Below are 23,621 nucleotides of genomic sequence, written 5' to 3' on the forward strand. Positions count from 1 at the left end.
CTCGTCTCACGCCTTTTCAAAAAACTTTTTTACTATGCGTAGTGCAATCATCACTACCCAGGACAGACACGTCTGTATTTCTGCCCGCTTCGCGGCATTACCACGTGTCCACTAAATTGACATTGATTAAGAAGAGCATCATGCAGAACACCATCGACACTCAGCAAAGCACGACCGAAGCGGAAATTATGCGCCTCTTTCGCGGTGCGGGCGATAAACTTGAGGCTGAAAGTGCAGTGCTGGATGCAGTGATCCGTAATATTGTCATTCAGGGACAAAAAGTGACCAGCAAGGCCATTATTATCAATCTGATTGCCGAGCTGGAGAGTACAGAAGATGTTGTACAGCTGGATGTATTGCGGAGTTGCCTTGAGATTGTGGTCGGCCGCACGTGCTCTCAGGAAGAACAGGCATAAGGGCAAAAAACCGGGTTCTGTTCTGAGGCGTTAGCAGGCCTGGCGATATAAGGTAACACCCGGCAGCGAGCTGAGTGACTGTCTCTCAGTGGAGCTGTCTGGAGAGCAAACGGATGGCTTCCTCGCAGGCTCGCTTTTCACCTTTATCGGAACTTTGCTGGCTGAAGTGGTGCAACGAACTGAGTATGTCCTGCAGGTGTATTTCCCCATCTGGCCTGAGCAGATGGGTAACTATCCTGCCAATCAGGGTATAGATATCTTCAGTGGCGGTCTCGTCGCTCATGGGGCGGTTATCCGCCAGAGCAGTGGCTTCTGGATTATTACTGTCATTGTTTCGATATTATAAATTGTCGTTCAGACGGTAGACCACTCACAACGCGTAAACGGAATGTCCAGCCGTGTTGCTCAATACTTAGTGAAGCTGATGAAGATTTGCCGGATGAGGTTCAACCCCGTTGTTCTCGGCCGGATGTAACAGCATTTCGGCGCGTATCTCATCCATCGCCCGCAAAGCCGCTCTGAGCCGGGTTTCATCCCGCTCGATGTCCAGAAACTGTTGCAGCCTCTCAAGGAGAATGCTCCACGAGATAGCCGCATCCTCATTCAGTAGCTGCGTCACCATCTCACCGATGATGATGTCCGTCATTTTTTCGTCAAAAACGTTGTTCATATTCTCCCCGAATGGCGATTCTGAGACTGGAAGGTTAGCACAGCTTAGCCCAACGGGTAGGTGCTCTGTATCAAAATGAGAATGCACCGATGGACCGCAACAACCCCAGCCTTCGGACATTAGCAGAGTGCAGTTGACCGCTTACTGTTTTTTTACGGCGAACAGAATAAGTTTCTTTCGGTAATCATTCAATTAATCATCCGTGTGATTTCGCTGTTTTTCTGGTCGAAAGTTGCCTGGCTAACGCCGGACATGAGGGATTATAACGGCCACTGCGCCAGCCAAAGGCTGACGGCAGTGGCAAAAGGAGAAGATTAAGCGGTGCGGAACACAGAGACCATGTCGCGCAGATCGCTCGCACGTTTTGCCAGCTCGTCAGCAGAAGACGCCGACTGTTCAACCAGCACGGCGTTTTGCTGCGTGACCTGGTCCATCTGATTAACCGCAATATTTATCTGGCTTACGCCGCTGCTTTGCTCTTCAGAGGATGAGGAGATATCGCGAATCAACTGAGATGTCTGTTCAATTGCTTCGACGCTCTGTTTTACTTTACTGCCGGCATCCTGCGCCAACATTAAGCCCTCATTCGAATGCCCAACAGACTGCTCAATCAGGCCCTTAATTTCTTTCGCTGCGCTGGCCGAACGCTGGGCCAGCGCCCGGACTTCAGCGGCAACCACGGCAAAACCTTTGCCCGTCTCGCCCGCACGCGCTGCTTCCACGGCCGCATTCAGCGCCAGAATATTCGTCTGGAAGGCGATGCTGTCAATAACGGAGGTGATTTCTTCGATTTGCCCCGAACTGCTGCGAATTTTTTGCATAGTAGTCATTACAGAAGTCATCGCTTCGCCGCTCTTCAGCGCTGCGTTAGTGGCTGAAACCGCCATATCTGATGCGTAGCGCGTGTTGTCAGCATTCTGCTTGATGATTGAAGAGAGCTGCTCCATGCTGGCCGCGGTTTCCGCCAGTGAGGCCGCTTGTTCTTCAGTTCGGGAAGAGAGGTCGTTATTCCCCATCGCAATCTCTTCAGAGGAGTTTGCGATGGTTGACGCATTGTTTTTAATATTCGATACCAGAAGCGCAAGACGTTGCTGCATTTGCGAGAGCGCATTGAGCAACTCAGCAATTTCATTTTTACCTGACACGGTAATCGTCGTCGTTAAATCACCGGCGGCCACTTTACTGGCAAGTAAAACCGCTTCTTTTACCGGACGGGTAACGGACCGGCTGATCATCACCGCCACACATACGGCCAGCAAGGCCACGGCGATCAGTGAAGCCAGCAATATATATTGTGAACGACGACGTTGGTCGATTTGGTCGTTCAGTGTTTTTCCCAGCTGCAGGCTGAGTTTCATGCCAAGATCGTTATAAGTGTTAATAGCCTGGGTGAAGTCTTTTACATATTCAACAGGGGTAATTTGAACACGTTTTGTAATAAAGACATCTTCAGCCAGTTTAAGGACGCTGGCGGAACGTTGGAAGGCATCATTCGCCAGCGCGGTAAATTCAGATTTGAGATCCGGCTCTACGGCAAACGCTTTATTTAACACATTACTGAATTTTTCCAGCGCCGCATTACCCCCTTCAATCTGGTACTCCATCGTGCCGCGTGAAGAATCGGATGCGTTGTCACCCGCGGCAATCACAGAGGTACCGCTGGCTCTGATGCGTCCAAGCGTCTCGGTCAGTTCAGGTAACCGACCATAGATACTCATGATAAGTTGATACGTATTGAGGTCCGCGTCCAAAGAAAGACCATATAAATCAAGAATGTCCTGGTTGGTGTCCAGTAAGTTCTGAATCAGCAGCGCGTGATGCGAAAGGCTGGTAGCCAGCGTCAATTTACCCGATGCAACATCTTGCTGAAGCTGAGACCAGGCGGCTTTGACGCCGTTGAAGCGCTGGGTCGGCTGCGCACTGGCATCATACTGGCGTAATTCTGCGGCAATAGTATCTGTCAGGGTATCTATCTGAGAGGCAAGTGCCAGGCGCGGCGCATTATCAGGTTTATTCAATGAAATGGCGATTGCACTTTCAGCCCGGTGACGCTGAATCAGGTTAAGCAACGTCAGGATATCTTTTTCGACCGGTACGCCCTGCAGCTCTTGTTTCTTCGCATCAATAGCCTGATTACCCGTCTGGATAAATAAATAGGTGGGAAAGACAAATAATACCAACGCGAAAATCCCCAGGATCAGGAATTTAGTCGGCAGACTACTGTTATTGAGAATGTTTTTCATTTATTGAATTCCAGGTGAAATGGTGTTTTTTGATGAATGCCATCAAATATTATTCGTGTAATTTATTTATAATAATCTTTGTTAAATTTCTATTTATCAAGGCCTTGCGCGTGACTCTTGGTCACTATGTGTCTGTTGAAATGCGCAGGGGAAAATCTACTTTCCATAGTAGAGGAGATTATAGAATGTGGTGTGTTATTTTCCACGTTAGAAATGCACAATATTTTCTTTTGGATCCGGTTAAGCCAAATTAATATTTTTTCGATAACCTCAGGCTAATCATAAATAGGTATGTCCGGGGTTGTGATAAATGAAAACCTTTTCATTTATTAAAAAATATAAAAATAGTAAAGTTTTTAAAAAATGTGCCGATAATATCCCCGTTTAATTATTCTGTGTGTTTTAAAAAAGCGCCCTTGTCGGGATGCTGGCATGCGCATGCATAAAAATTAAAGTGATAACGCTCAACGCTACTCCATTTCTCTCGCGCAGCGCTAATTATGAATGGCGGCAGTCTGGCTCCTGTTATCTCACCCGCAAACCCAAACCCAAACCCAAACCCAAACCTCAACCCAAACCCAAACCTCAACCCAAACCTCAATCCAAACCTCAATCCAAACCTCAATCCAAACCTCAATCCGAATCCAAACCTCAATCCGAATCCAAACCTCAATCCAAACCTCAATCCAAACCCAAATCCAAATCCAAATCCAAACCTCAATCCAAACCTCAATCCAAACCCAAATCCAAATCCAAATCCAAACCGTCATCGCTACCGGTTTCGTTGCCATGATAGCAGCGGTGATCGTCAGGCACAGCCAGTGACTTATCCTTTCGTTATCCTGTCCGTTGCACAAACCCACTCCCTGGACAGTCTGCGGGTCTTCCTGACCGGACAATCGCGGCTGACAGCAAAAATCCATAGCGTTAAGCCCATCAATCAGCAGAGTATGCCGCAGCAACGACGTTTTATATTATTTTTCTTAATCGAAAAGGAAGCATGGAATATTTTTTAATAAATGGTTGGTTGGTGATATTTATTTTTTCATGGCGCAATAGAATATAAAGTCGCATTCGTCAAATTATTAAATGAAATTATTATAATAACATAATTATCAATGCCTTACATTATTATAACTATTATTTATGATTTTTTTACTGTGGTTTTTATTATTTCAACCGATACCTGTTTCCTAACATAAACAGGAGTCCCCATGAAAATCTCTACGCGTCTCACTATCAGCTTTGGCCTGTTGATTACGTTATTCATTATCTGCACCTCGGTGGCCTATAACGGCCTGAATAATGCCCGTAATGGCATGGACAACGCCGTCAATGTCAAAATGAAGAAATACCGTCTGGGGATGGAAATGTACGGCGGGTTACGTGATATGGCCGTCATCGTTCGTAACCTTGCCCTGCTGACCGAAGCCGACCAGATGCAGAAGGAATGGCAGCGTATTGTCACGCAAAAAGCCCGTTATATTGAAAACCGCGAACGGCTTGCTGCCATGGTCGCCGAAGATTCAACCCCGCAGGCCCGGGAAGCCTTCGACAAGATCGTCAGCAGCGAAGGCCCCGTTCTGGCCGTGCTGGATCAGGCAGGGCAGTTAGGCCTGCAAAATAAACAGCAAGAAGCGATAAACTACCTGATAAAAACGGTCAGGCCGCTGCAGGGCCAGTTGCTGGAGGCCCTCAAGGAAATGACGAACATTCAAATGGAAGACAGTGAGCGGTCGGTTGAAAACACCAGTCAAAACGTTCACAGAGCAACCACAATCTTAATGATTCTGGCCTCGCTTTCCGTGGCGATTTCAATTGCGGCGGGCTTTATCATTACCCGAGTATTGATGCGCCAACTGGGCGGGGAACCGGCCCAGGCCCAGGCACTGTCTGCGGCCATCGCCAGCGGCGACCTCACAGCGCCGGCCATACTCCGCCACAACGATTCCAGCAGCCTGCTTGCCTCGCTGGCTAACATGCAGTCCAGCCTGCGAAGTCTGGTTACGCAAATCAAAGAATCGGCAGGTTCGGTCGCCTCCGCCTCAGACGAGATCGCCCAGGGCAATACTGAGCTGTCATCACGCACTGAACAGCAGGCCGCAGCCCTGCAGGAAACGGCGGCCAGTATGGAACAGTTGACCGCGACGGTGAAAAGTAATACTGCCAGTGCTCAGCATACCGCCACCGTTGCCAGAGAGGCTGCAACCCTGGCACGCACTGGTGAGTCAGAGGTGCAGTTGATGTCTCACACCATGAATGAAATCGCATCCAGTGCTACCAAGGTTCGTGACATCACCGGCGTGATTGAAAGTATCGCGTTCCAGACAAACATCCTGGCGTTGAACGCCGCTGTCGAAGCGGCGCGGGCGGGTGAAGACGGACGCGGATTTGCCGTTGTTGCCGGCGAGGTCAGAACGCTGGCGCAGCGAAGCGCCACCGCAGCGAAAGAGATTAAAGAACTTATTGAACGTGCCGTAGAGCAGGTGGACAGCGGCGTGCACGTCGCGGCCGGTACGGGTGAAAGCATCTTAAAAGTCGTGGGCATGGTGAACGAACTGGCGGGCGCAATGGATGAGATTTCGATGGCGTCCTCGGAGCAGATGCAGGGCATTTCTCAGGTCAGCATTGCGGTCAGCCAGATGGACGGGGTCACCCAGAATAACGCGGCACTCGTCGAAGAGTCTTCGTCTGCTTCGCAGTCCCTGTCTGAACAGGCACATTCATTACGCGGTATGGTTGAGGCATTCAGAGTGTAACGACGCGCCGAAGCGATGCGTCACGCCTGGCTGACCGTTCATTTATGCGGTCAGTCAGGCTATATGCGCCTGCGGCACGCAATGTTATAAAATCAATAAACAGCAGTTTTACAAGCGCTTATTGAGGATTTCTCCCGCCGCTGGCCGGGAGTGCCTGGGCTGTAAGGCAAATTCAGGCTTCCAGTGCGGGTGATTTTTTGTGTAGAGTAGTCAGCTGAACAGGGCGTTGCCTGAGATGACCCGGCAATGTTACTGCAGTGCCTTGCTGCAGCCAGCCCATGCTGATAAGGAGTTTTTAACCGTCATGCGTATCACGCCACCCTGAGTTTTATCCCTTCCCTGTCGTCCCGATCCCATTCGGACGCACCTCATTGACATCCCGTCTGTGGATGTGACGCTTTCTGTCTGAAATCTGCCCTTTTGGGCGAACTGCATTCAAAATTTGAGAAAATACTATGTTGCTGTCCTCGACGAGTAAGGACTGGCTGGGTAACGTCCGTGGTGACGTGCTGGCTGGTATTGTTGTCGCGCTCGCGCTGATTCCTGAAGCGATCGCTTTTTCTGCCATCGCGGGTGTCGATCCTCAAGTGGGTCTTTACTCCGCCTTCTGTATTCCGGTTGTCATGGCTTTTTTTGGTGGGCGTCCGGCGATGATTTCCTCATCCACCGGCGCGATGGCGTTGCTAATGGTGACGCTGGTCAAAACGCACGGGATGCAGTATCTGCTTGCCGCATCGTTGCTCACCGGCGTACTTCAGGTCATTGCGGGTTACTGTAAACTCGGCAACCTGATGCGCTATGTGTCGCGTTCGGTGGTCACGGGATTCGTTAATGCGCTGGCCATTCTGATTTTCCTGGCGCAGTTGCCTGAACTCACTCATGTCACCTGGCATGTTTATGCGCTCACCGCCGCCGGCCTGGCGATTATTTATCTTTATCCACTGTTCGACAAAACACTGCCGTCACCGCTGATCTGCATTGTGATTCTGACGGCGGTTTCATTGTTTCTGCACCTGGATGTGCGAACCGTGGGCGATATGGGCAAACTGCCTGACAGCCTGCCCATTTTTCTGCTTCCCGACGTGCCTTTGAACATGGACACCTTGTTGATCATTTTGCCTTACTCCGCAGGTCTGGCCGTGGTTGGCTTGCTGGAGTCGATGATGACGGCGACCATTATTGATGACATGACGGACACCGCGAGCGACAAAAACCGCGAATGTAAGGGGCAGGGCATTGCCAACATCTGTACCTCCTTCATCGGCGGAATGGCAGGCTGCGCGATGATTGGTCAGTCGGTGATCAATGTAAAATCAGGCGGTCGTGGACGGCTTTCCACACTCATGGCGGGTATCACGTTGCTGGTGATGGTGGTGTTTCTGCGCCAGTGGGTATCTCAGATTCCCATGGCGGCACTGGTCGCGGTCATGATAATGGTTTCGATAGGTACCTTCTCCTGGCGTTCGGTGGCGACGTTACGCACCCATCCTCTCTCAAGCAGCGTCGTCATGATAGCTACCGTCCTGGTCGTGGTTTTTACCCATAATCTTGCCTTTGGCGTCATCGTGGGCGTGCTGATTGCTGCATTAAATTTTGCCACCAAAATGGCACGCTTAATGGCGGTCAGTTCCACGCGATCAGGCGATTGTCGCCATTACGCCGTTACCGGGCAGGTATTTTTCGCCTCCGCCGATCGCTTTGTCCGCAGCTTTGACGTTCAGGAGGATCTGGAAAAGGTGGTGATTGACGTAACCCATGCCCATTTCTGGGACATCACGTCTGTTAACGCGCTTGATCGGGTGGTGGTTAAATTCCGTCGGACAGGGGCGGATGTCGAGATTCGTGGCATGAACGAGGCGACAAAAACCGTTGTCGATCGTTTTGGCGTACATGACAAACCCGAAGAAGTTGAAAAAGTCTTTGGCGGACATTAACCGCATCGGGCCTGATGTTCAGGCCCGCTCTTTCTGTCACGCCGCGACACACTGGAGTTTGCACGAATGGAACCGGGTTAGCAGCATTGCAGGTGCACTGTTCACTATTATGGTCATATCGACGCCATGGTTTGGTATTTCTCTACCGGAACAAGGCAGATATAACGGTAATGACCGAGCATCTGGATCACCTAGCGAAGCCGGGAGTCAACGTGCTGACCCAAAGACAAAAGGCATTAATTCATCTTTTAGCTTCTCAGGGCGAATGGCGCTCGGCAACAGATATTGCCCGGACGCTGAAGGTTTCAGCCAGTACGCTGCGCCGCGATGTGGATTCCGTTAATCACTATTTCGCCGACAAGGAGAGCCGAATCCTCAGCAAACCCGGGTTGGGATTGTTGCTGGAAAATGGCGTCGCCTTACCCGTGGATCTGCATGGGGAAGAGGTAAAAGGTTTGTTGAAAAATAAAAGGCTGGTCGCCATCACAACAGACTTGCTTACCTGTTCTCCATCACCGCTCACGCTGAGCGCATTGGCGGAAAAATATTTTATCAGCCGCTCTTCCATCGTGGCAGATTTACGAAAAATTGAGGTCTGGTTAACGCCTTTTTCACTGCGCATTGCGCGTAGCCATAGCGGAACCTGTATCACCGGCAGCGACCGGGATATTCGTCTGGCGCTGAAAGAGATTATTACCTTCAGCGTGATGAGTGGTTACCCTGTCGCCGACAGCCGCATCGATCGTTTTTCGCGCGTTCAGCTGGTGGCGGAGTTTGGCAGCGACAATGTGGCCTGCTGCATTAATCTGATCACCTACATTGAAGAGGCGCTGCACTGCGCCATTAGCGAGCCCTATTATACCAACCTGTTTTCCCATCTGCTGGTGACGATTAAAAGAGCGCTTAACGGCACGCCACCCGCGCCAGCGGAGTCGGACATGGCAGGTTACAACAATCACGAATGGTCAGTCGCCCGGCAAGCGGTCAGATGGCTGGAGGAAAATTACGCGGTCTCCTTCGCGCCCGTTGAGGTTCACTATATTTATCAATACCTCATCTCGTCGGGTCGGCATCCGTTTAGCGCCGGTTTTCCCTCTCCATCGCACTACGACGAAGACGCCGTGAACTACGCCACGACCTTAATCACCCGGCTTTCTTCGTTATTAAGACAGAATATTGGCAGCGACAGCGTGCTGCTTAACGCGTTGGTGTCACATGTGAAGCCCATGCTTAATCGGCTGGCCTACCGCATTGTTATTCACAACCCGTTGCTGGACGAGATACGTAAAGAATTTGCCGCGGTATTTAACGTCGTCAAACAGGCCGTGTTGCACCTTAATCAGCAGTGGGGGCTTCCGACAGCGTCGGATGATGAGATTGCCTATCTGACTATTTACATTCAGAACGCGTTAGAAAAGTGTCATGCAACTAAACGCGTCATGCTGGTGTGCTCCAGCGGCATTGGTACATCTCAGCTGCTTTCCAGCCGAATCAGCCGGGCCTTTCCCGAATGGGAGATCGTGGATATTGTGCCGGGTGCCCGCCTGAACGAAGCCATTAAGAAAGTCAGGTGCGATTTAATTATCTCCACGATCAGACTGGAGGAGACTGAACATCCTGTGGCCTATGTTTCTGCCCTGTTTTCAAACAGAGATGTTTTGCGGGTGATGGAGTGCCTTAATAAAGAAGATAATGCTAACGGAGTAACGGATGCATAATAAAATTGTTGTGGCCGATCTGTTAAGTCAGACCTGTGTTTTTATGAATCTAAATGCAAAAAATAAAGATGAGGTTATTGAGAAATTAACGCAAAGCTTGTGTGAATTAAATATTATCAGCAACAAAGAAGGTTTTATTCATGACGTCATGCTGCGCGAAGCATTAGGTTCTACCGGCTTCGAAAATCAGATAGCGATCCCGCATGGAAAATCGCAGTGGGTGAACGAAACCCGGATCGCGGTAGCCAAACTGGCGTCCCCCGTGGAATGGGAAACCATGGACGATTCGCCGGTCAGCCTCGTGATTCTGTTTGCGGTTAAAGAAGCCGACAGCGGCGCGGGACATATAAAACTACTGGCAAAAATTTCAATTGCCCTTGGCGATGATGAAGTCGTTGAGGCATTACTAAACGCAGAGACAAAAGAGGCCTTATTTAATTTATTAGTCAATAACACCCAGGAGTAAGCCTTTCACCGGGAGGAAAAATGAATATTATTGCGATTACCGCCTGTCCCACAGGCGTAGCACACACTTATCTGGCGGAAGCCAATTTAAAAAAGAGCGCAGAGAAAAAAGGCATAACGATCCTTGTTGAAACACAGGGTGCCGTTGAAAGTGACTATATTTTCACTGAAGAGGATATTAAACGTGCTGATATCGTGCTTATTGCCGCGGATAAAAAGATTGATTGCTCCCGCTTTATCGGCAAAAGCATGATTACCGTGTCCGTTACCCGAGCCGCGAGAGATGCCGCTGGATTACTGGACGACATTTTGTCCGGGGCCTTAACCGGCGAAATCTGTTCCGCCTCACCAGAAGACGTAACCTTGCAGGGCAGAGACAAAGACAAAAAAGCGGCGCTGTCGAGCATCTATGTGCATCTGATTACCGGCGTCAACCTGATGATCCCCTTTGTCGTGGCTGGCGGGATATTAATTGCCCTCAGTTTTTCTTTTGGGATCACTGCCGCCACGCCAGGCGATCCCCTCTATAACCCCATTGCAAAGATGCTGTCCGATATTGGTGGCGGTGCCGCTTTTGCGTTAATGCTGCCGATTCTTTCACTGGGCATCAGCAAGTCGATTAGTGGCAATATGGGGATTGTGTCGGGCGCGGTGGGCGGCATGTTAGCCATTCATACCGGATCGGGTTTTCTTGGCGCCTTACTGGCGGGCTTTATGGCGGGCTACATCACGCTGCTCGTGGTGAAGTACATCAACTTACCCAAGGCCATTGCCGGACTTAAACCCATTCTGATTGTGCCACTGTTAAGCGTGTTCCTGACCGGTGCGCTGATGATTCTGGTCGTCGGCCAGCCCATTAAGCTTCTGTTACAGAGCCTGACTACCTTCCTGACGGATATGGGAAATGCCAACGCTGCTATCTTCGGATTGCTTATCGGAATGATGGTGGCTTTCGATATGGGCGGGCCGCTTAACAAAACCGTCTGTATGTTCGCGATTGGATTGATGTCGACCGGAATCTACGAACCCATCGCAGCATGCATGGCTGCGGGAATGGTTCCTCCCTTGGGCATTGCCCTTGCCACCACCCTTTTTAAAAAGAAATTCAGCGTTCAGGAGCGCGAAACCGGCAAGGTCACCTACGTGCTCGGCCTCTCTTTTATCACTGAGGGGGCCATTCCGTATGCCGTGGCGGACCCGCTTCGCGTCATTCCCGCCATTGTGGCGGGCTCGGGACTGGCTGGCGCACTGTCAATGATGCTCGGCTGTGCTTCCCGCGCACCGCATGGCGGGATCTTCGTTATGTTCATACCGAACGTCATTACCCATGTCTCAGCCTACCTGTTTGCCATTCTCGCCGGTGCGCTGTTTACCGCACTGATCCTCAGAGTGATTAAAAAAGATCATCCGCAACATTTACCGCAGGAGTGAATTATGTTGATAAATATGAAGGCGTTACTGAAGGTGGCGCAGGAGAATCAGTTCGGCGTCGGTGCCTTCAACATCGCCTCCGCTGAGTTTGCCCGGCTGGTCATTGAGGTGGCGGAATCCCTGCAATCTCCCGTCATCCTGGAAGTGCATCCCGATGAGCACGCTTTCGTCGGCGACAGTTTCATCGCCTATCTCAGGGAGCTGGCGGTTAACGCTTCCGTGCCGGTGGTGATTCATCAGGATCACGGCCAGACGCTGGCGCATATTTTAACCGCCATCCGCACCGGCTATACCTCGGTCATGATCGATGCCTCAGGCTTGCCATTTGAAGAGAATATTGCGCTGACGCGTGAAATCACCGCCATTGCCCACAAGGTTAACGTCTCGGTAGAAGCCGAACTGGGAACGATTGGCGTGGCAGAGGGGAGCGCGGAAGGGGGGCACAGTGAAATTCTCTACACCGATCCCGACCAGGCGGAGCGGTTTGCCAGAGAAACCGGAGTGGATACGCTTGCCGTGGCCATCGGCACGTCGCATGGTTTGTATCCTGCGGGTAAACAGCCTGTACTGGATATTGACCGTCTCAAAGCCATCAGACAGCGGCTGACAATTCCGCTGGTTCTGCACGGCGGCTCGGGCAACAAAGACAGCGAGGTCGCGGAGTCGATTAAGTATGGCGTAGGGAAAATCAATATCTCCAGCGATATGAAGAAGGCGTTTTATGTCGCGCTGCAGGAAGAATTGCAGTCAAACGGACATGAACCCAGCGCACTCTACGTGCGCCCGATGGCGGCGGCGAAAGCCGTTGTCGAGCACAAGATGCGGCTTTTCTCTTCAGCGGGGAAGGCCGGACTGTATTAAGCGTTAACGCTGGCGGTAACGGGCGAGCCACAATTAAACCTGTATCGACCGGGGAGCCAACCTCAGCGATCAGCAAGCCGCTTTAGTGGGAACCCCTTGCCGCTAAGAGCGGAGCGGGCGGCCTGAGGCAGGCGGCCCGCGTTGTACCGCATTCTGTTAGTGACGCTGAGGCCGTTATAAGGCGTTGCCGTGCGCACGACGCCGGTTTATTGAATCGTCAGAACCACGCGGCCAATCAGCCTGATATCATCAATCCCGCAATCAAACGCTACGCCTATGCCGCTGACGTGCACCTTCCTGACCGGAATGCGCGTTAGCGTCCTGACGCTGGCGGTTCCTTCAATTTCGACCAACCAGACGCCGTCATGCATATCTTCAAAATCGGTATCGATGATGTACTGGGTGGTTTCCGCCAACAGTAAGAAAGCACTGCGCGGTTCCTGTTTCAATGGCGCGTATAACGCTTTATCCAGCATCACATAACCCGCTTCCTCGATTTTGCCGCTGATTAGCTTTTTTCTAATCAGTGTGGGCGTGTCGGGTTTGCTTTCAGAGAATTTTGAGCCTTTGCCTGTGATCAACCATTGCAGGTCTGCGCCCGTTTCCATCACGCACTGTAAAACGATATCTGAAGGAAAAACATCACGTTTATAGCGTGCAGACAGGCTACTTGCTGCAATTCCAAGGTGATCTGCAAGCTGCATTTTCATGGTAAAGCCGTAGGCATCGACAACGCGATCCAGAGCTTCTGCGCTCGAGTTCGGAAATTTGAAATTAGTATAAACGCTCATTTTTATTGACACTTAGATTTAGTCTAAGTATCCTCCAGTTTAAGTTAGCCTTTGAATGATGCAACAGGGTGCGGCTTTATCTGATAACTCAGGATTTTGCCTGATGAGGCTCATTTTTACAATCATCAAGCCAGAACCTTATTGTCGCAATGAGATGCAGGGCTAATGCAGTCAGCGCACGTGGAGAGGCGCGTAAAAGCGCGCTTTCAGGGTCGAAAGCGCTCTCAGGCCGCGGCTGGCGTAGCAACGCGCCCTGTCCGGGGCAATCTGGGGGGAAACCGTCTGCGCACCTGCCGTTTCGCTTAATGCTTAACGAGCGTCATGGATGAGACAGGCGCGAATCCGCCGCCAGTAAAACGTCACTGTAATAACAATGAGGGTATTGATTCGTCAAAACCCGCTGCAACGTTTATCGGAGGAGCCTATGAACCGCACCGTCCAGGTCATCAGTCAGTCATCTGCCGGGCCACGTTTCACCGCAGAGCAAGACTGCCACAGCGAAAAAATGACGTTTGATGCGTTTCGACAGCACTGGCGCTTGCTGCGCGATCACAATCGAAACCCATCACTTCGCTATTTTAATCGTCAAAATGATGACTTTAAATTTTGCGTATTAACCCTGGCTAACCGCGACTGCCCGGGCATGTTCAGGCTGGAAGACATTGGCAGGCCTTTCCGGTTTTTTGACCAGGCGCGCCGTGAGCACATCATTTTAGCAATGAATAAGCTGGCCCGCTGGGGAAACATGTTGCCGCGTCAGTTCTCAACGGCTGACTGCTTTCTGCCTGAATAAATAAATCACCCCTGAAGTGATGACGTAAACCCGTCGGGCATGCCTTTGCCCAAAATCTGGAGAGAAATGATGAATACCGAGACACATCCAATGAACGACGCCATGGCCTTTACCCTCAATAAACTGCTCGATAATGAGCGTAAAGCCTGTGCGCTGGCCGTGGCGAAGCGGCTGAGTGCGATGGCAGCGCACATTACGCGGCAGACGCTAAACGGCATCGAAGCAGCAGAGCTGTTGCGATCTGAAGCTGAGCGTTATGAAAACGAATCAGGTGAGATGCGCTAATGGCAGATGCAATCGATATTGCGCAGCAGCGCAGCGAGGAAATCCTGGCGCAAAATATCGCGCAGGTTACGCAACGTCCTGTGGCGATCGGCGCCTCGCTCTGTGAAGAGTGCGACGCACCGATTCCTGAAGCGCGCCGTCGTGCGCTGCAGGGCGTGACCCGCTGCCTCTCCTGTCAGGAGTTGAGCGAGCTGAGAGCACGTCTTCACTACGGGAATACGCGATGATGTCGTTCGCTTACCCGTGGAATGCCCCGCGGCTGGCGATAGCCAGCCCGTATCTGACCCATGACCAGCAGCAGCACCGTCATCGACAGATTGCGGCGTGGTTGCACGGACAGAAAATTCTTCGTGCCCAGCCCAGCATTGTCCAGATGGACGTGAAGCGTCGTCTTGCCAGTCTGGAACAGCAGCAGGGAACAGCCCGGGCCAATGCCTACTTAGCAAAAACCTTTGTTGAGCGCACATTGCCACGTGTTGACGCTGTTAATCGACGTTATCAACTGCATGATATGCGCACGGGCGTTGTCGCACAGCTGACCCGCAGCATGTCCTGCCCGCAGGGGGCAGCCAGAGCCGCCGGCACGCTGTGGGAACTGATGAAACGCTTTAACCGCCTTGCGGATATGTCCCGTGCCGACACTGATGTGCTGGCAGGGGATATCGCGCATTTTATTCACGCGGAGCTGGTGCAACTGCACACTCACGCCCAAACCGATACGGACTACCGTTATACCCACAGACTGTATATGACCGCGGCGGTGATCACCCGTGAGCTGGGTCAGACGCCGCCTTTATGGGAAACCGTCAGCGCCCGCGTATTCTGCCCTGAAGCGGTGACCTCGGCCATTCTGCGTATGCAGGCGGAAAAATGGTGGAAAGGCCAGCTGCGTCGTATCAGTGCCTTCTGGCGTGAACATCTGCATATCGCCCTGGCGAACGTCAATAAAACGCATTCCCCTTATGCCAGCCTTATGGCCGTAGCGGAATGGCGTGAGCAACGCCGACGTACCCGTGATTTCCTCCAGGGAATGGATCTGGAGGATGAAGAGGGCAACCGCATCAGCCTGATTGAAAAATACGACGGCAGCGTAGCCAATCCGGCTATTCGTCGTGCTGAACTGATGACGCGTATTCGTGGCTTCGAAACCATCTGTCAGGATATGGGCTTTCGGGCCTGCTTCTACACGTTAACCGCGCCGTCACGCTATCACGCGACCTTGCAGAGTGGTCACCGTAACGCTAAATGGACGGGGGCCAGCCCGGCTGAAACACAGCACTATCTCTGCTCACTCTGGCAAAAAGTGCGGGCCAAACTGCATCGTGAAAAGATCAGCATTTTTGGTTTACGGGTTGCGGAGCCGCATCATGATGGCACGCCCCACTGGCATCTGCTGATGTTTATGCGCCCTGAAGACGTTAACCGCGTAGACGAGATCCTGCGCCATTACGCCTGCCAGCAGGACAGTGAGGAACTGAACAGCGCAAAGGCACGTAAAGCCCGTTTTCACGTCGAAGCGATCGATCCGGCGAAAGGCAGCGCGACCGGCTATGTTGCCAAATATGTTTCTAAAAACATTGACGGCTATGCGCTAGAGGGCGAGCGGGATAACGAGAGCGGTAAACCGCTAAGAGAGACGGCGATGGCGGTGTCGGCATGGGCAGCACGCTGGCACATCCGCCAGTTTCAGTTTATTGGAGGTGCGCCCGTAACAGTTTATCGCGAACTTCGCCGTATGGCGGACACCGAAACCGCGCATGGCCTGAGCGTGGAATTCGCCGCGGTGCACGATGCGGCAGATGCCGGTCAATGGGCCGACTACATCAATGCCCAGGGCGGCCCGTTCGTTAAACGCGACGCGCTTGCGGTGCGCACCTGGTACCAGCCCGCGGAAAACTGTAATGCATTTGGTGAGGAAATCCAGTCAATTAAAGGCGTTTACGCCACTGCCGTTGGTGCTGATACGCCAGTCCTGACGCGGTTAAAGCTATGGAAGCTGGTGCCCAAACGTGCTGAAGATGCGGGCGACGAAAAAAGCCAGTCCGCTTCGTTGTCTTGGAGTTCTGTTAATAACTGTACGGACCCCGTAAGCCGTTTTTATGCCAGAAGTGAGGTCTCTGACGATCTGCGCACAGATCCGTGGCGCAGAGGTCACGAAGGCGAAAGGGCTTCCAGGTTTATCTGCCGGGCTTCGCCTTTACGCATTCCTGGCCCTGTTTCAGGCTACGACAGAGGCGATGCTTCTCCTGCAGCCCAGCCAACGGTGAGGATTTCTTTTTCGCCCTGACGTGACGAAAAGACGGAGTGAAAACCTGCTGTTTTGGATGGGTAAATGAAGAAAATCTATTGATTTTTCTTACGCTTCTGGCGTAAGTGTGCCTTCACCTGTCTGGCAGGCAGTACAACAAAAGTTGATGCCTATCAACATGATATAATTTTTTACGAACTATCTTAAAACGCTTCCACAGTTAACGAATGCTATGATACTGTATGTATGTACAGTATTTATTTGGGGGAGGGAATTGTGGGAAATGAATTACATGAGCGAGTCATGCTTGAACGCGTCGAACTTATCGCCAGGCTTACCAGTGAAGGAGCCTGCCGGGAGCGTGACAGGGAAATCGCGTTAAATTTGATCGCTGAAATCGCTGCGAACTACACCCTTTCCGATAACCACTTTTCTGTTGTCTTTGCGGCGACGCCTTTAAAAAAATCATGATGGCGACGCATTCACTGTGACATCAGGACGGTTGTCCGTTGCCTGAGCCATCTTAACGGATGAGAGGGTTCAGGCGCGGGCAACAGCAAAACCGCGCCAGTGCGTTTTATCGCTGACATTGCGTCATGACCGACCGAAAACGCCGGGCATCTGCTGCCTGCAGGCGTTTGCAGCAACCCCTGTTCGCCAGGCGTAGTCTTCCCCCACCTTTACTGAATAACGTTATCCCGGCCGCTTTCCTGTCAGCGTTCGCGGCAATCTTTTGGTTACTGCCCCTTTCCTGTTGCTGGCTTACGACCTCTCCCGGTCGTCGCTGTGAAAGCAAATACGCTCACGTCATCCCAGCGCTTTCGCGACCCTTCCATCGGCGCCCGCATTCAGGGTGTAAGCCTCTGCCCGCCCAGCCTTGAGCGGACGGCCTTGCGTTGAGCAAGCGCCTGCTGAGGCACACACTACTTCTGACAAGCGGCAGGCACAGCAATCTCTGGATCGCTCTGCGCGAAGGCCAATGCACATCGCGTATCCGGGTTATCCGGATTCGGCTTCAGGGCGGTTTGGTGGCCCGACGGTGCAATTCTCTGAACCGATTTCTGTTGGCCAACGGGGCCTTTATTGCCTGTCACCACGACAGCGGATGTTCTCAACTTATCGCCTACTCGACCATGGCTTTTACGCTCATAAGGGGCCAATCAATGCTGATTTACGCACAACAGGAAGAAACCGTTGATGAGATCTGCTGGCGTTACTACGGACGCACGCAGCAGGCGGTTGAACAGGTTTATGCCGCCAATCCTGGCCTGGCAGAACAAGGCCCAACATTACCGCACGGATGCAGAGTGGTGTTACCGGAGCTGCCTCAGGCGGCCACGGGTGAAACCCTCAATCTGTGGGATTAGCGCCAATGGAAAAAATCAGTTCTCTGATTAATTACCTCATCGGGATCGTCCTGATGTGGTTTGGACGTCACACACCGCAGGATATCGCCTTTATGGTTGGCTCTGGCGTCGCCGTTTTGACCATGTGCACCAACGTTGCGACGTTTTTTATCAACTGGCACTACCGTCGCAAAACTTACGAGCTACAGCAGCGCAACTTACAGGGGCTTAACTTTGAGCCAGACCGCTAAACGTTGCGCCGTGGCGGCCGTACTGGCCCTGGCCGCGTTGCTACCGCAAATCAACATGCTGAAAACCTCTGAAGCCGGCCTGAAGCTGATTGCCGATGCAGAAGGTTGCCGCACCTCGCCCTATCAGTGCAGCGCCGGCGTCTGGACCAACGGCATTGGTCACACGCAAGGTGTTACCCCGACCAGTGTGGTGAACGAGCGTCAGGCCGCGGTAAACCTGGTTTACGACGTGATGCGCGTTGAACGCGGGATCGACCAGTGCATGCCACGTGAAATGCCGTACCAGGTTTATGACGCGGTGGTGTCATTCGGTTTTAACGTTGGCGTGCACGCCGCCTGTCAATCAACCCTGGCGGGATTGATCAACAGCGGCCGCTGGCACGATGCCTGCCTGCAGCTTAAGCGCTGGGTATATGTCAAAGGCACCTACAACCCGGGCCTGGATAACCGTCGCCAGCGCGAAATGGCGTGGTGTTTAAAAGGAGCGGCATGATGCGACTGGTTGCACTGGCGATCGCCATTTTGCTTATTGCCCTGGGCTTAACCGGCTGGCGCCTTAGCGTGATGACTCATCAACGGGATGAGGCACAGCGCAGGGTGAGTACGCTGACGGCTGACGTCAGCAGCCGGGACAAGGCGCTGGCCCAACTCGATGCGGATATCCAGGCTAGCCGAAAACGCGAGGCGGCGCTGCGGCTGCTTCAGAACCAGGCCAGCGCGCAGGCGCTCCATCGTGAAACCATTATCAGAAGAGAAACCGATGCCAATCCCGCTTTACGTGCCTGGAGCGCTGCTGCTTTGCCTGCTGACGTTATCCGGCTGCACAGCCGTCCGGCCTTCAGCAATGCCCGAGATTATCTGGACTGGTTGTCCACGCGTGACAAGTTGCCCCATTCCGGAAAACAACCTGCAGACGCAGGGTGATTTGGCGGCGGATAACCGCCAGTTAGAGGCTGCGCTCGCATCGTGCGGGTTGCAGATTGAGATGATTAAAGCGTGCCAGGAGCAGCATGATGTTGAAAGCGACCCAACTACGCCAGGTGCTGATAAACAGCGTTCCGCTGCTTCAGCAAAATCCTGACAACCTGACGATAGCGATTCAGTCCGGAAACCTGGTTTCCACGCTGGCCAGCTCGCTGTCGTTTGAATACCACTTCCAGCTGGCCGTCACGATTACTGACTACGCAGAGGATATCGATCTGATCATGGTTCCCCTGCTGACATGGCTCCGGGAAAACCAGCCCGACATCATGGTTTCGGATGAGAAACGTCGCACCGGCTTTACCTTCACCCTTGAGGCAACCGGCGATGGGCGCAGTAAGGTGAATATCACTCTGCAACTGACCGAACGCGTCTGGGTTGAGCAGCAGAACGGCGCATTACACATCACGCATCTGCCAGAACCGGCTATGCCGGAAAATGTTGAGCGCCCCTGGCAGTTGTACATCAAAGGCAAGCTGGTCAGCGAATGGAAAACATAGCGATAACCCTTATTCGCTGACGCGCTGTTTAGCCATCCCTGGGTAAACGGCATTCGATTGCCGCTTTTCTCCTGCAACGAGAAACTAATGCCATGAACGAGCAAATATTAGAAATCAAGCGCTTGCTGCGCAACATGGTCCGCATTGGCACCGTTGCCGCCATCAATCTGGAGGCGGGAACCTGCCGGGTAAAAACCGGCGATAACACCACTGACTGGCTGCACTGGCTAAGTGCCCGGGCGGGAAGAACCCGTTCATGGAATGCGCCGTCGCCAGGCGAGCAGGTGCTGATCATAAGCCTGGGCGGTGAGCTGAACAGCGGCTTCGTGTTACCCGGCGTGTTCTCTGACGCCAGCCCGGCGCCCTCGGCCTCTGCCGATGCGCTGCACTACTCTTTTCCCGATGGTGCGGTCATTGAATACGAGCCTGCAACCGGCGCGCTGAAAGCCGAAGGGATTCAGACGGCGACGATCAAGGCGGCTGTCAAAATCCTGCTGGATACGCCAGAAGTGGAGTGCACCACGTTACTGAAAACCGCCACGCTGGAAGTGACCCAGGGCGGCACCATGAAGGGCGATGTGTCGCACAGCGGCGGCAGCTTCGCCTCCAATGGCAAAGTGCTGCATACGCACCAGCATCCGGGCGACAGCGGTGGCACCACAGGAGCACCATTATGACAACAGCACGCTACACCGGCATGAGCCGCGAAACAGGCGTAACCCTCGTTGAGCTGGAGCATATCCGCCAGTCCGTCCGTGACATTCTGACGACGCCGCTGGGATCGCGGGTGATGCGCCGTAACTACGGTTCACTGTTGTCGGCGCTAATCGACCAGCCGCAGAACGACAGGTTGCGCCTGCAAATCATGTCAGCCTGTTATATGGCGATCCTGCAGTGGGAGCCGCGCATCAGCCTGACTGCCATTAATTTTGAATCTGCGTTTGACGGCGGGATGGTGGTGGAAATCACCGGCAACCGTGCGGACACCGCGCAGGATTTTTCGTTAACCGTCCCTGTGAGTTGAATCATGCCTACTATCGACCTGAGCCAGCTGCCTGCGCCAAACGTGGTGGAAACGCTGGACTATGAAACGCTGCTTGCCGAACGCAAAGCCACTTTGATTTCGCTCTATCCTGCAGACGAGCAGGCATCGGTTGCCCGGGTTCTGGCGCTGGAGTCCGACCCGCTGGTGAAACTCCTGCAGGAGAACGCCTACCGGGAAGTCATTCTGCGTCAGCGCATCAACGAGGCGGCCAAGGCGGTGATGGTGGCCTGGGCCAGCGGCAGCGATCTGGATCAACTGGGCGCCAACAACGGCGTGACGCGGCTGGTGCTGACGCCGGCGGATACCAGCGCTACGCCGCCCGTTGAGGCGGTAATGGAGCGGGATGAAGACTTCCGTGCCCGCATTGCCGCCGCGTTTGAAGGGCTGAGTGTTGCGGGGCCGTCCGGTGCTTACGAATTTCATGCTCGCAGCGCCGATGGCCGCGTAGCCGATGCTTCGGCTATCAGTCCCTCTCCCGCCAGCGTCACGATTACCGTGCTGTCCCGCGAAGGCAACGGTGCGGCGGGCAGCGACCTGCTGGCGATCGTGAATGCCGCGCTAAATGACGAAGATGTCCGTCCGGTTGCTGACCGGGTTACCGTCCAGTCGGCTCAGATTGTGGATTACCGCGTTGACGCCACGCTGTATTTGTATCCCGGTCCCGAGGCGGAGCCCATCCGTGCCGCATCCGAGGCGAAGCTCAAGGCATTTGTCAACACCCAGGCTCGTTTAGGCCGCGATATTCGCAAGTCTGCGCTGTATGCCGCGCTACATGTAGAAGGTGTACAGCGCGTCGAACTGGCCCAGCCGGTGGCCGATGTGGTGCTGGATAAAACCCAGGCGGCGTTCTGCACCGGCTACCAGATCACGGTAGGAGGTTCCGATGAGTAAACGCCTGCTGCCAACGGGTTCATCAGCCCTGGAAGTTGCCGCGGCTGAAGCCTGCGCAGCGCTGGAATCCATTCCTGTTCCTTTGCGCCAGTTATGGAATTCGCAGACCTGTCCGGTGGAGCTACTGCCTTACCTGGCCTGGGCCTGGTCGGTGGATCGTTGGGATTCGGGCTGGAGCGAAAGCACGAAACGCAGCGTGGTTGCTGCATCGGAATATATCCATAAACACAAAGGGACGATTGGCTCTCTGCGCCGTGTGGTGGAGCCACTGGGCTACCTGATTCGCATTAAGGAATGGTGGCAAACCAATGAAGCGCCCGGCACCTTTCGCCTTGATGTCGGCGTACTGGAAACCGGTATTACCGAAGCGATGTACAACGAGCTGGAGCGGCTGATTGCCGATGCCAAGCCGGTGAGTCGCCACCTGACTGGGTTATCCATCAACCTGGACAGCACCGGCACCGTTCCTGTTGCGGCCGCCAGTTACAGTGGCGATGAGCTTACTGTTTACCCCTATACACCTGAAGTTATCACCGCAGGCGGTTCCGGTTACACCGGCGCAGCGGTCCATCTTATTGACCTGACGGAAGTGAGAGCATGACAACGAAATATTTTGCCCTACTGACCAATCAGGGCGCGGCAAAGCTGGCCAATGCCGCGGCCCTGGGAACCCAACTGCAGATTACCCAGATGGCGGTGGGTGACGGCGGCGGTGTTTTGCCTACGCCCGATCCTGCGCAGACCAAACTGGTGGGCGAAAAGCGCCGTGCCGCGCTGAATTCGCTGAAGGTGGATGCCGCGAACAGCAGCCAGATTATCGCTGAACAGATTATCCCTGAAGGCGAAGGCGGCTTCTGGATCCGTGAGATTGGCCTGTATGACGCCGACGGCGTGCTGATTGCCGTCGCGAACTGCGCGGAAACCTACAAGCCGCAACTGCAGGAGGGCAGCGGTCGTACTCAGACCGTGCGCATGATCCTGATCGTGAACAGCACCAGTGCCGTCACGTTAAAAATTGACCCTTCGGTTGTGCTCGCCACGCGCCAGTATGTAGATGACAAAGTCATCGAGGTGAAAGCCTACACCGACGATGTGATGAAGAAGCACGTTGATGCGGCCAATCCCCATAGTCAGTATCTGCAAACGGCTAAAGCGCTGGCAGAAATTAAAGACGCGGGGCTGGTGGCGGAGGTTCTTAAAAACCTCGGTTTGGGAGAAGGCTCCGCTTTGCCGGTTGGGGTGCCTGTTCCGTGGCCGTCTGAAATACCACCATCAGGCTGGTTAACCTGTAATGGTGACGCTTTTAGTGCAACTGATTTCCCGCTGCTGGCGAAAGCTTATCCATCGCTTAGATTACCGGATTTGCGTGGGGAGTTTATTCGTGGTTGGGATGCTGGGCGTGGTGTCGATATCAGCAGAGGAATTTTAACATCGCAGCAGTCAACGACCCTAAGAACCGCGATGCTTGATTACTATAACCAAGACGCAACGGGGGCGAATGGTGTAGTCGGTTTAGGATTCAAAAATGAAGATTCATTATTTGATATGCAGCAATATGATTTCAAAATGCCAGATGGAACTAATCCAAATAATTATGAAGGCGCGATCTCAGACAATGGTTTGAATGCAACCATTATTACCACTATAAAATCTGGAATATCGAAAGGTATAAGTGTCAGACCACGTAACTTAGCATTCAATTATATAGTTAGGGCTAAGTAATGACTTATTCACTCCTGCTTCAGCATTCTGATTGAGACAGCACAGGCTGTATGAGTAACTGGTGGAAATATTAAACCTTAATGTAAGATATCTGGGGGCATTGAAAAGATGTTTTGAAAATCATCAATGGCACTATCTCGAACTGAAAGATTGTACTTTTGTTTTGTGACATTAACGATGGTAAAGCGAAATTATTAGCTTGGATGGCATATGCGAATTCAGTAGCCGCCGAAGTATCGACGGCTACTAGCATATACCATCTTTTGATGCT

At 52.9% G+C, this 23,621-nt stretch carries 28 protein-coding genes; 24 read left to right on the forward strand and 4 right to left on the reverse strand.

All coding sequences use genetic code 11. From position 1 onward, the window contains the following. Positions 1-140 precede the first annotated feature (140 nt). Positions 141-416 carry a biofilm development regulator YmgB/AriR family protein gene (locus NXS97_RS15960; RefSeq protein WP_014604950.1) on the forward strand — a complete coding sequence of 92 codons (276 nt, stop codon included), beginning with the start codon at positions 141-143 and terminating at the stop codon, positions 414-416. Positions 417-501: 85 nt separating this feature from the next. On the opposite strand, the gene NXS97_RS15965 is transcribed toward NXS97_RS15960, so the two are convergent. The 3 genes from NXS97_RS15965 to NXS97_RS15975 form a co-directional block, all read right to left on the reverse strand. Next, complete coding sequence (locus NXS97_RS15965; RefSeq protein ID WP_071785155.1) at positions 502-699, reverse strand: hypothetical protein; 198 nt, start codon at positions 697-699, stop codon at positions 502-504. Positions 700-828: 129 nt separating this feature from the next. Next, positions 829-1,086 carry a hypothetical protein gene (locus tag NXS97_RS15970; RefSeq protein ID WP_015699470.1) on the reverse strand — a complete coding sequence of 86 codons (258 nt, stop codon included), beginning with the start codon at positions 1,084-1,086 and terminating at the stop codon, positions 829-831. A 314-nt stretch (positions 1,087-1,400) separates the two neighbouring features. Continuing rightward, positions 1,401-3,329: a methyl-accepting chemotaxis protein gene (locus NXS97_RS15975; RefSeq protein ID WP_105077173.1), complete on the reverse strand. Its 1,929-nt coding sequence runs from the start codon at positions 3,327-3,329 to the stop codon at positions 1,401-1,403. A gap of 500 nt (positions 3,330-3,829) precedes the next feature. Here NXS97_RS15975 and NXS97_RS15980 point away from each other — a divergent pair, with 500 nt between their 5' ends. From NXS97_RS15980 to NXS97_RS16010, 7 genes are all read left to right on the forward strand, one after another. Then, complete coding sequence (locus tag NXS97_RS15980; RefSeq protein WP_246874135.1) at positions 3,830-4,345, forward strand: hypothetical protein; 516 nt, start codon at positions 3,830-3,832, stop codon at positions 4,343-4,345. Positions 4,346-4,543: 198 nt separating this feature from the next. Next, positions 4,544-6,088, forward strand: a complete 1,545-nt coding sequence (locus NXS97_RS15985) for a methyl-accepting chemotaxis protein (protein WP_116220068.1) — start codon at positions 4,544-4,546, stop codon at positions 6,086-6,088. Between the two features lie 455 nt (positions 6,089-6,543). Further along, entirely contained in the window at positions 6,544-8,022 is a 1,479-nt protein-coding gene (locus tag NXS97_RS15990) for a SulP family inorganic anion transporter (protein ID WP_116220067.1), read from the forward strand. 170 nt (positions 8,023-8,192) lie between these two features. After that, positions 8,193-9,740 (forward strand): transcription antiterminator, encoded by a 1,548-nt coding sequence (locus NXS97_RS15995; protein ID WP_044035388.1) that lies wholly within the window; start codon positions 8,193-8,195, stop codon positions 9,738-9,740. Then, entirely contained in the window at positions 9,733-10,206 is a 474-nt protein-coding gene (locus NXS97_RS16000; protein ID WP_014594664.1) for a PTS sugar transporter subunit IIA, read from the forward strand. Before NXS97_RS15995 ends, NXS97_RS16000 begins: the two co-directional genes overlap by 8 nt. A 20-nt stretch (positions 10,207-10,226) precedes the next feature. Next, a complete protein-coding gene (locus tag NXS97_RS16005) occupies positions 10,227-11,636 on the forward strand; it encodes a PTS fructose transporter subunit IIC (protein ID WP_013027293.1) in 1,410 nt (469 codons plus the stop codon). A 3-nt stretch (positions 11,637-11,639) separates the two neighbouring features. After that, positions 11,640-12,497: a ketose-bisphosphate aldolase gene (locus NXS97_RS16010; RefSeq protein WP_014594662.1), complete on the forward strand. Its 858-nt coding sequence runs from the start codon at positions 11,640-11,642 to the stop codon at positions 12,495-12,497. Between the two features lie 206 nt (positions 12,498-12,703). On the opposite strand, the gene NXS97_RS16015 is transcribed toward NXS97_RS16010, so the two are convergent. Further along, positions 12,704-13,288, reverse strand: a complete 585-nt coding sequence (locus tag NXS97_RS16015) for a phage repressor protein (protein ID WP_014594661.1) — start codon at positions 13,286-13,288, stop codon at positions 12,704-12,706. Between the two features lie 424 nt (positions 13,289-13,712). Here NXS97_RS16015 and NXS97_RS16020 point away from each other — a divergent pair, with 424 nt between their 5' ends. The 16 genes from NXS97_RS16020 to NXS97_RS16095 all read left to right on the forward strand — a co-directional run bounded on the left by NXS97_RS16020 (position 13,713) and on the right by NXS97_RS16095 (position 23,350). After that, positions 13,713-14,081, forward strand: a complete 369-nt coding sequence (locus NXS97_RS16020) for a hypothetical protein (protein WP_116220066.1) — start codon at positions 13,713-13,715, stop codon at positions 14,079-14,081. A gap of 66 nt (positions 14,082-14,147) precedes the next feature. Beyond that, positions 14,148-14,366 (forward strand): DUF2732 family protein, encoded by a 219-nt coding sequence (locus NXS97_RS16025; protein WP_014604959.1) that lies wholly within the window; start codon positions 14,148-14,150, stop codon positions 14,364-14,366. After that, positions 14,366-14,593 carry a TraR/DksA C4-type zinc finger protein gene (locus NXS97_RS16030; RefSeq protein WP_014594660.1) on the forward strand — a complete coding sequence of 76 codons (228 nt, stop codon included), beginning with the start codon at positions 14,366-14,368 and terminating at the stop codon, positions 14,591-14,593. Before NXS97_RS16025 ends, NXS97_RS16030 begins: the two co-directional genes overlap by 1 nt. Then, complete coding sequence (locus tag NXS97_RS16035) at positions 14,590-16,653, forward strand: replication endonuclease (protein ID WP_116220065.1); 2,064 nt, start codon at positions 14,590-14,592, stop codon at positions 16,651-16,653. Before NXS97_RS16030 ends, NXS97_RS16035 begins: the two co-directional genes overlap by 4 nt. Positions 16,654-16,917: 264 nt before the next feature. Continuing rightward, a complete protein-coding gene (locus NXS97_RS16040) occupies positions 16,918-17,085 on the forward strand; it encodes a hypothetical protein (protein ID WP_227008678.1) in 168 nt (55 codons plus the stop codon). Positions 17,086-17,777: 692 nt separating this feature from the next. Further along, the gene (locus tag NXS97_RS16045; RefSeq protein ID WP_014604961.1) at positions 17,778-17,981 is read left to right on the forward strand and encodes a tail protein X; all 204 of its coding nucleotides are present in this window, start codon (positions 17,778-17,780) and stop codon (positions 17,979-17,981) included. 5 nt (positions 17,982-17,986) lie between these two features. Beyond that, positions 17,987-18,211, forward strand: coding sequence for an HP1 family phage holin (locus NXS97_RS16050; protein WP_014604962.1), 225 nt, complete (start codon positions 17,987-17,989; stop codon positions 18,209-18,211). Continuing rightward, a complete protein-coding gene (locus NXS97_RS16055; protein ID WP_014594657.1) occupies positions 18,195-18,704 on the forward strand; it encodes a lysozyme in 510 nt (169 codons plus the stop codon). Before NXS97_RS16050 ends, NXS97_RS16055 begins: the two co-directional genes overlap by 17 nt. After that, positions 18,701-19,135: an Rz-like lysis system protein LysB gene (gene lysB / locus NXS97_RS16060; RefSeq protein WP_015699480.1), complete on the forward strand. Its 435-nt coding sequence runs from the start codon at positions 18,701-18,703 to the stop codon at positions 19,133-19,135. The genes NXS97_RS16055 and lysB overlap by 4 nt, the downstream gene beginning before the upstream one ends. Then, entirely contained in the window at positions 19,017-19,292 is a 276-nt protein-coding gene (lysC, locus tag NXS97_RS16065) for an Rz1-like lysis system protein LysC (RefSeq protein ID WP_227008744.1), read from the forward strand. The genes lysB and lysC overlap by 119 nt, the downstream gene beginning before the upstream one ends. Beyond that, positions 19,222-19,692, forward strand: a complete 471-nt coding sequence (locus NXS97_RS16070) for a phage tail protein (RefSeq protein ID WP_014594656.1) — start codon at positions 19,222-19,224, stop codon at positions 19,690-19,692. The genes lysC and NXS97_RS16070 overlap by 71 nt, the downstream gene beginning before the upstream one ends. Before the next feature lie 92 nt (positions 19,693-19,784). Next, positions 19,785-20,369, forward strand: a complete 585-nt coding sequence (locus NXS97_RS16075; protein WP_013027279.1) for a phage baseplate assembly protein V — start codon at positions 19,785-19,787, stop codon at positions 20,367-20,369. Next, a complete protein-coding gene (locus NXS97_RS16080; RefSeq protein WP_013027278.1) occupies positions 20,366-20,716 on the forward strand; it encodes a GPW/gp25 family protein in 351 nt (116 codons plus the stop codon). The genes NXS97_RS16075 and NXS97_RS16080 overlap by 4 nt, the downstream gene beginning before the upstream one ends. A 3-nt stretch (positions 20,717-20,719) precedes the next feature. Then, complete coding sequence (locus NXS97_RS16085) at positions 20,720-21,628, forward strand: baseplate assembly protein (protein ID WP_014594655.1); 909 nt, start codon at positions 20,720-20,722, stop codon at positions 21,626-21,628. Beyond that, positions 21,621-22,229, forward strand: a complete 609-nt coding sequence (locus NXS97_RS16090; protein ID WP_014594654.1) for a phage tail protein I — start codon at positions 21,621-21,623, stop codon at positions 22,227-22,229. The genes NXS97_RS16085 and NXS97_RS16090 overlap by 8 nt, the downstream gene beginning before the upstream one ends. Next, positions 22,226-23,350 (forward strand): phage tail protein, encoded by a 1,125-nt coding sequence (locus NXS97_RS16095; protein WP_116220064.1) that lies wholly within the window; start codon positions 22,226-22,228, stop codon positions 23,348-23,350. Before NXS97_RS16090 ends, NXS97_RS16095 begins: the two co-directional genes overlap by 4 nt. Positions 23,351-23,621: the final 271 nt, after the last annotated feature.

Origin of the sequence: Pantoea sp. B623, from assembly GCF_024814475.1 — a bacterium.
GTDB classification, from domain to species: Bacteria; Pseudomonadota; Gammaproteobacteria; order Enterobacterales; family Enterobacteriaceae; genus Pantoea; species Pantoea ananatis.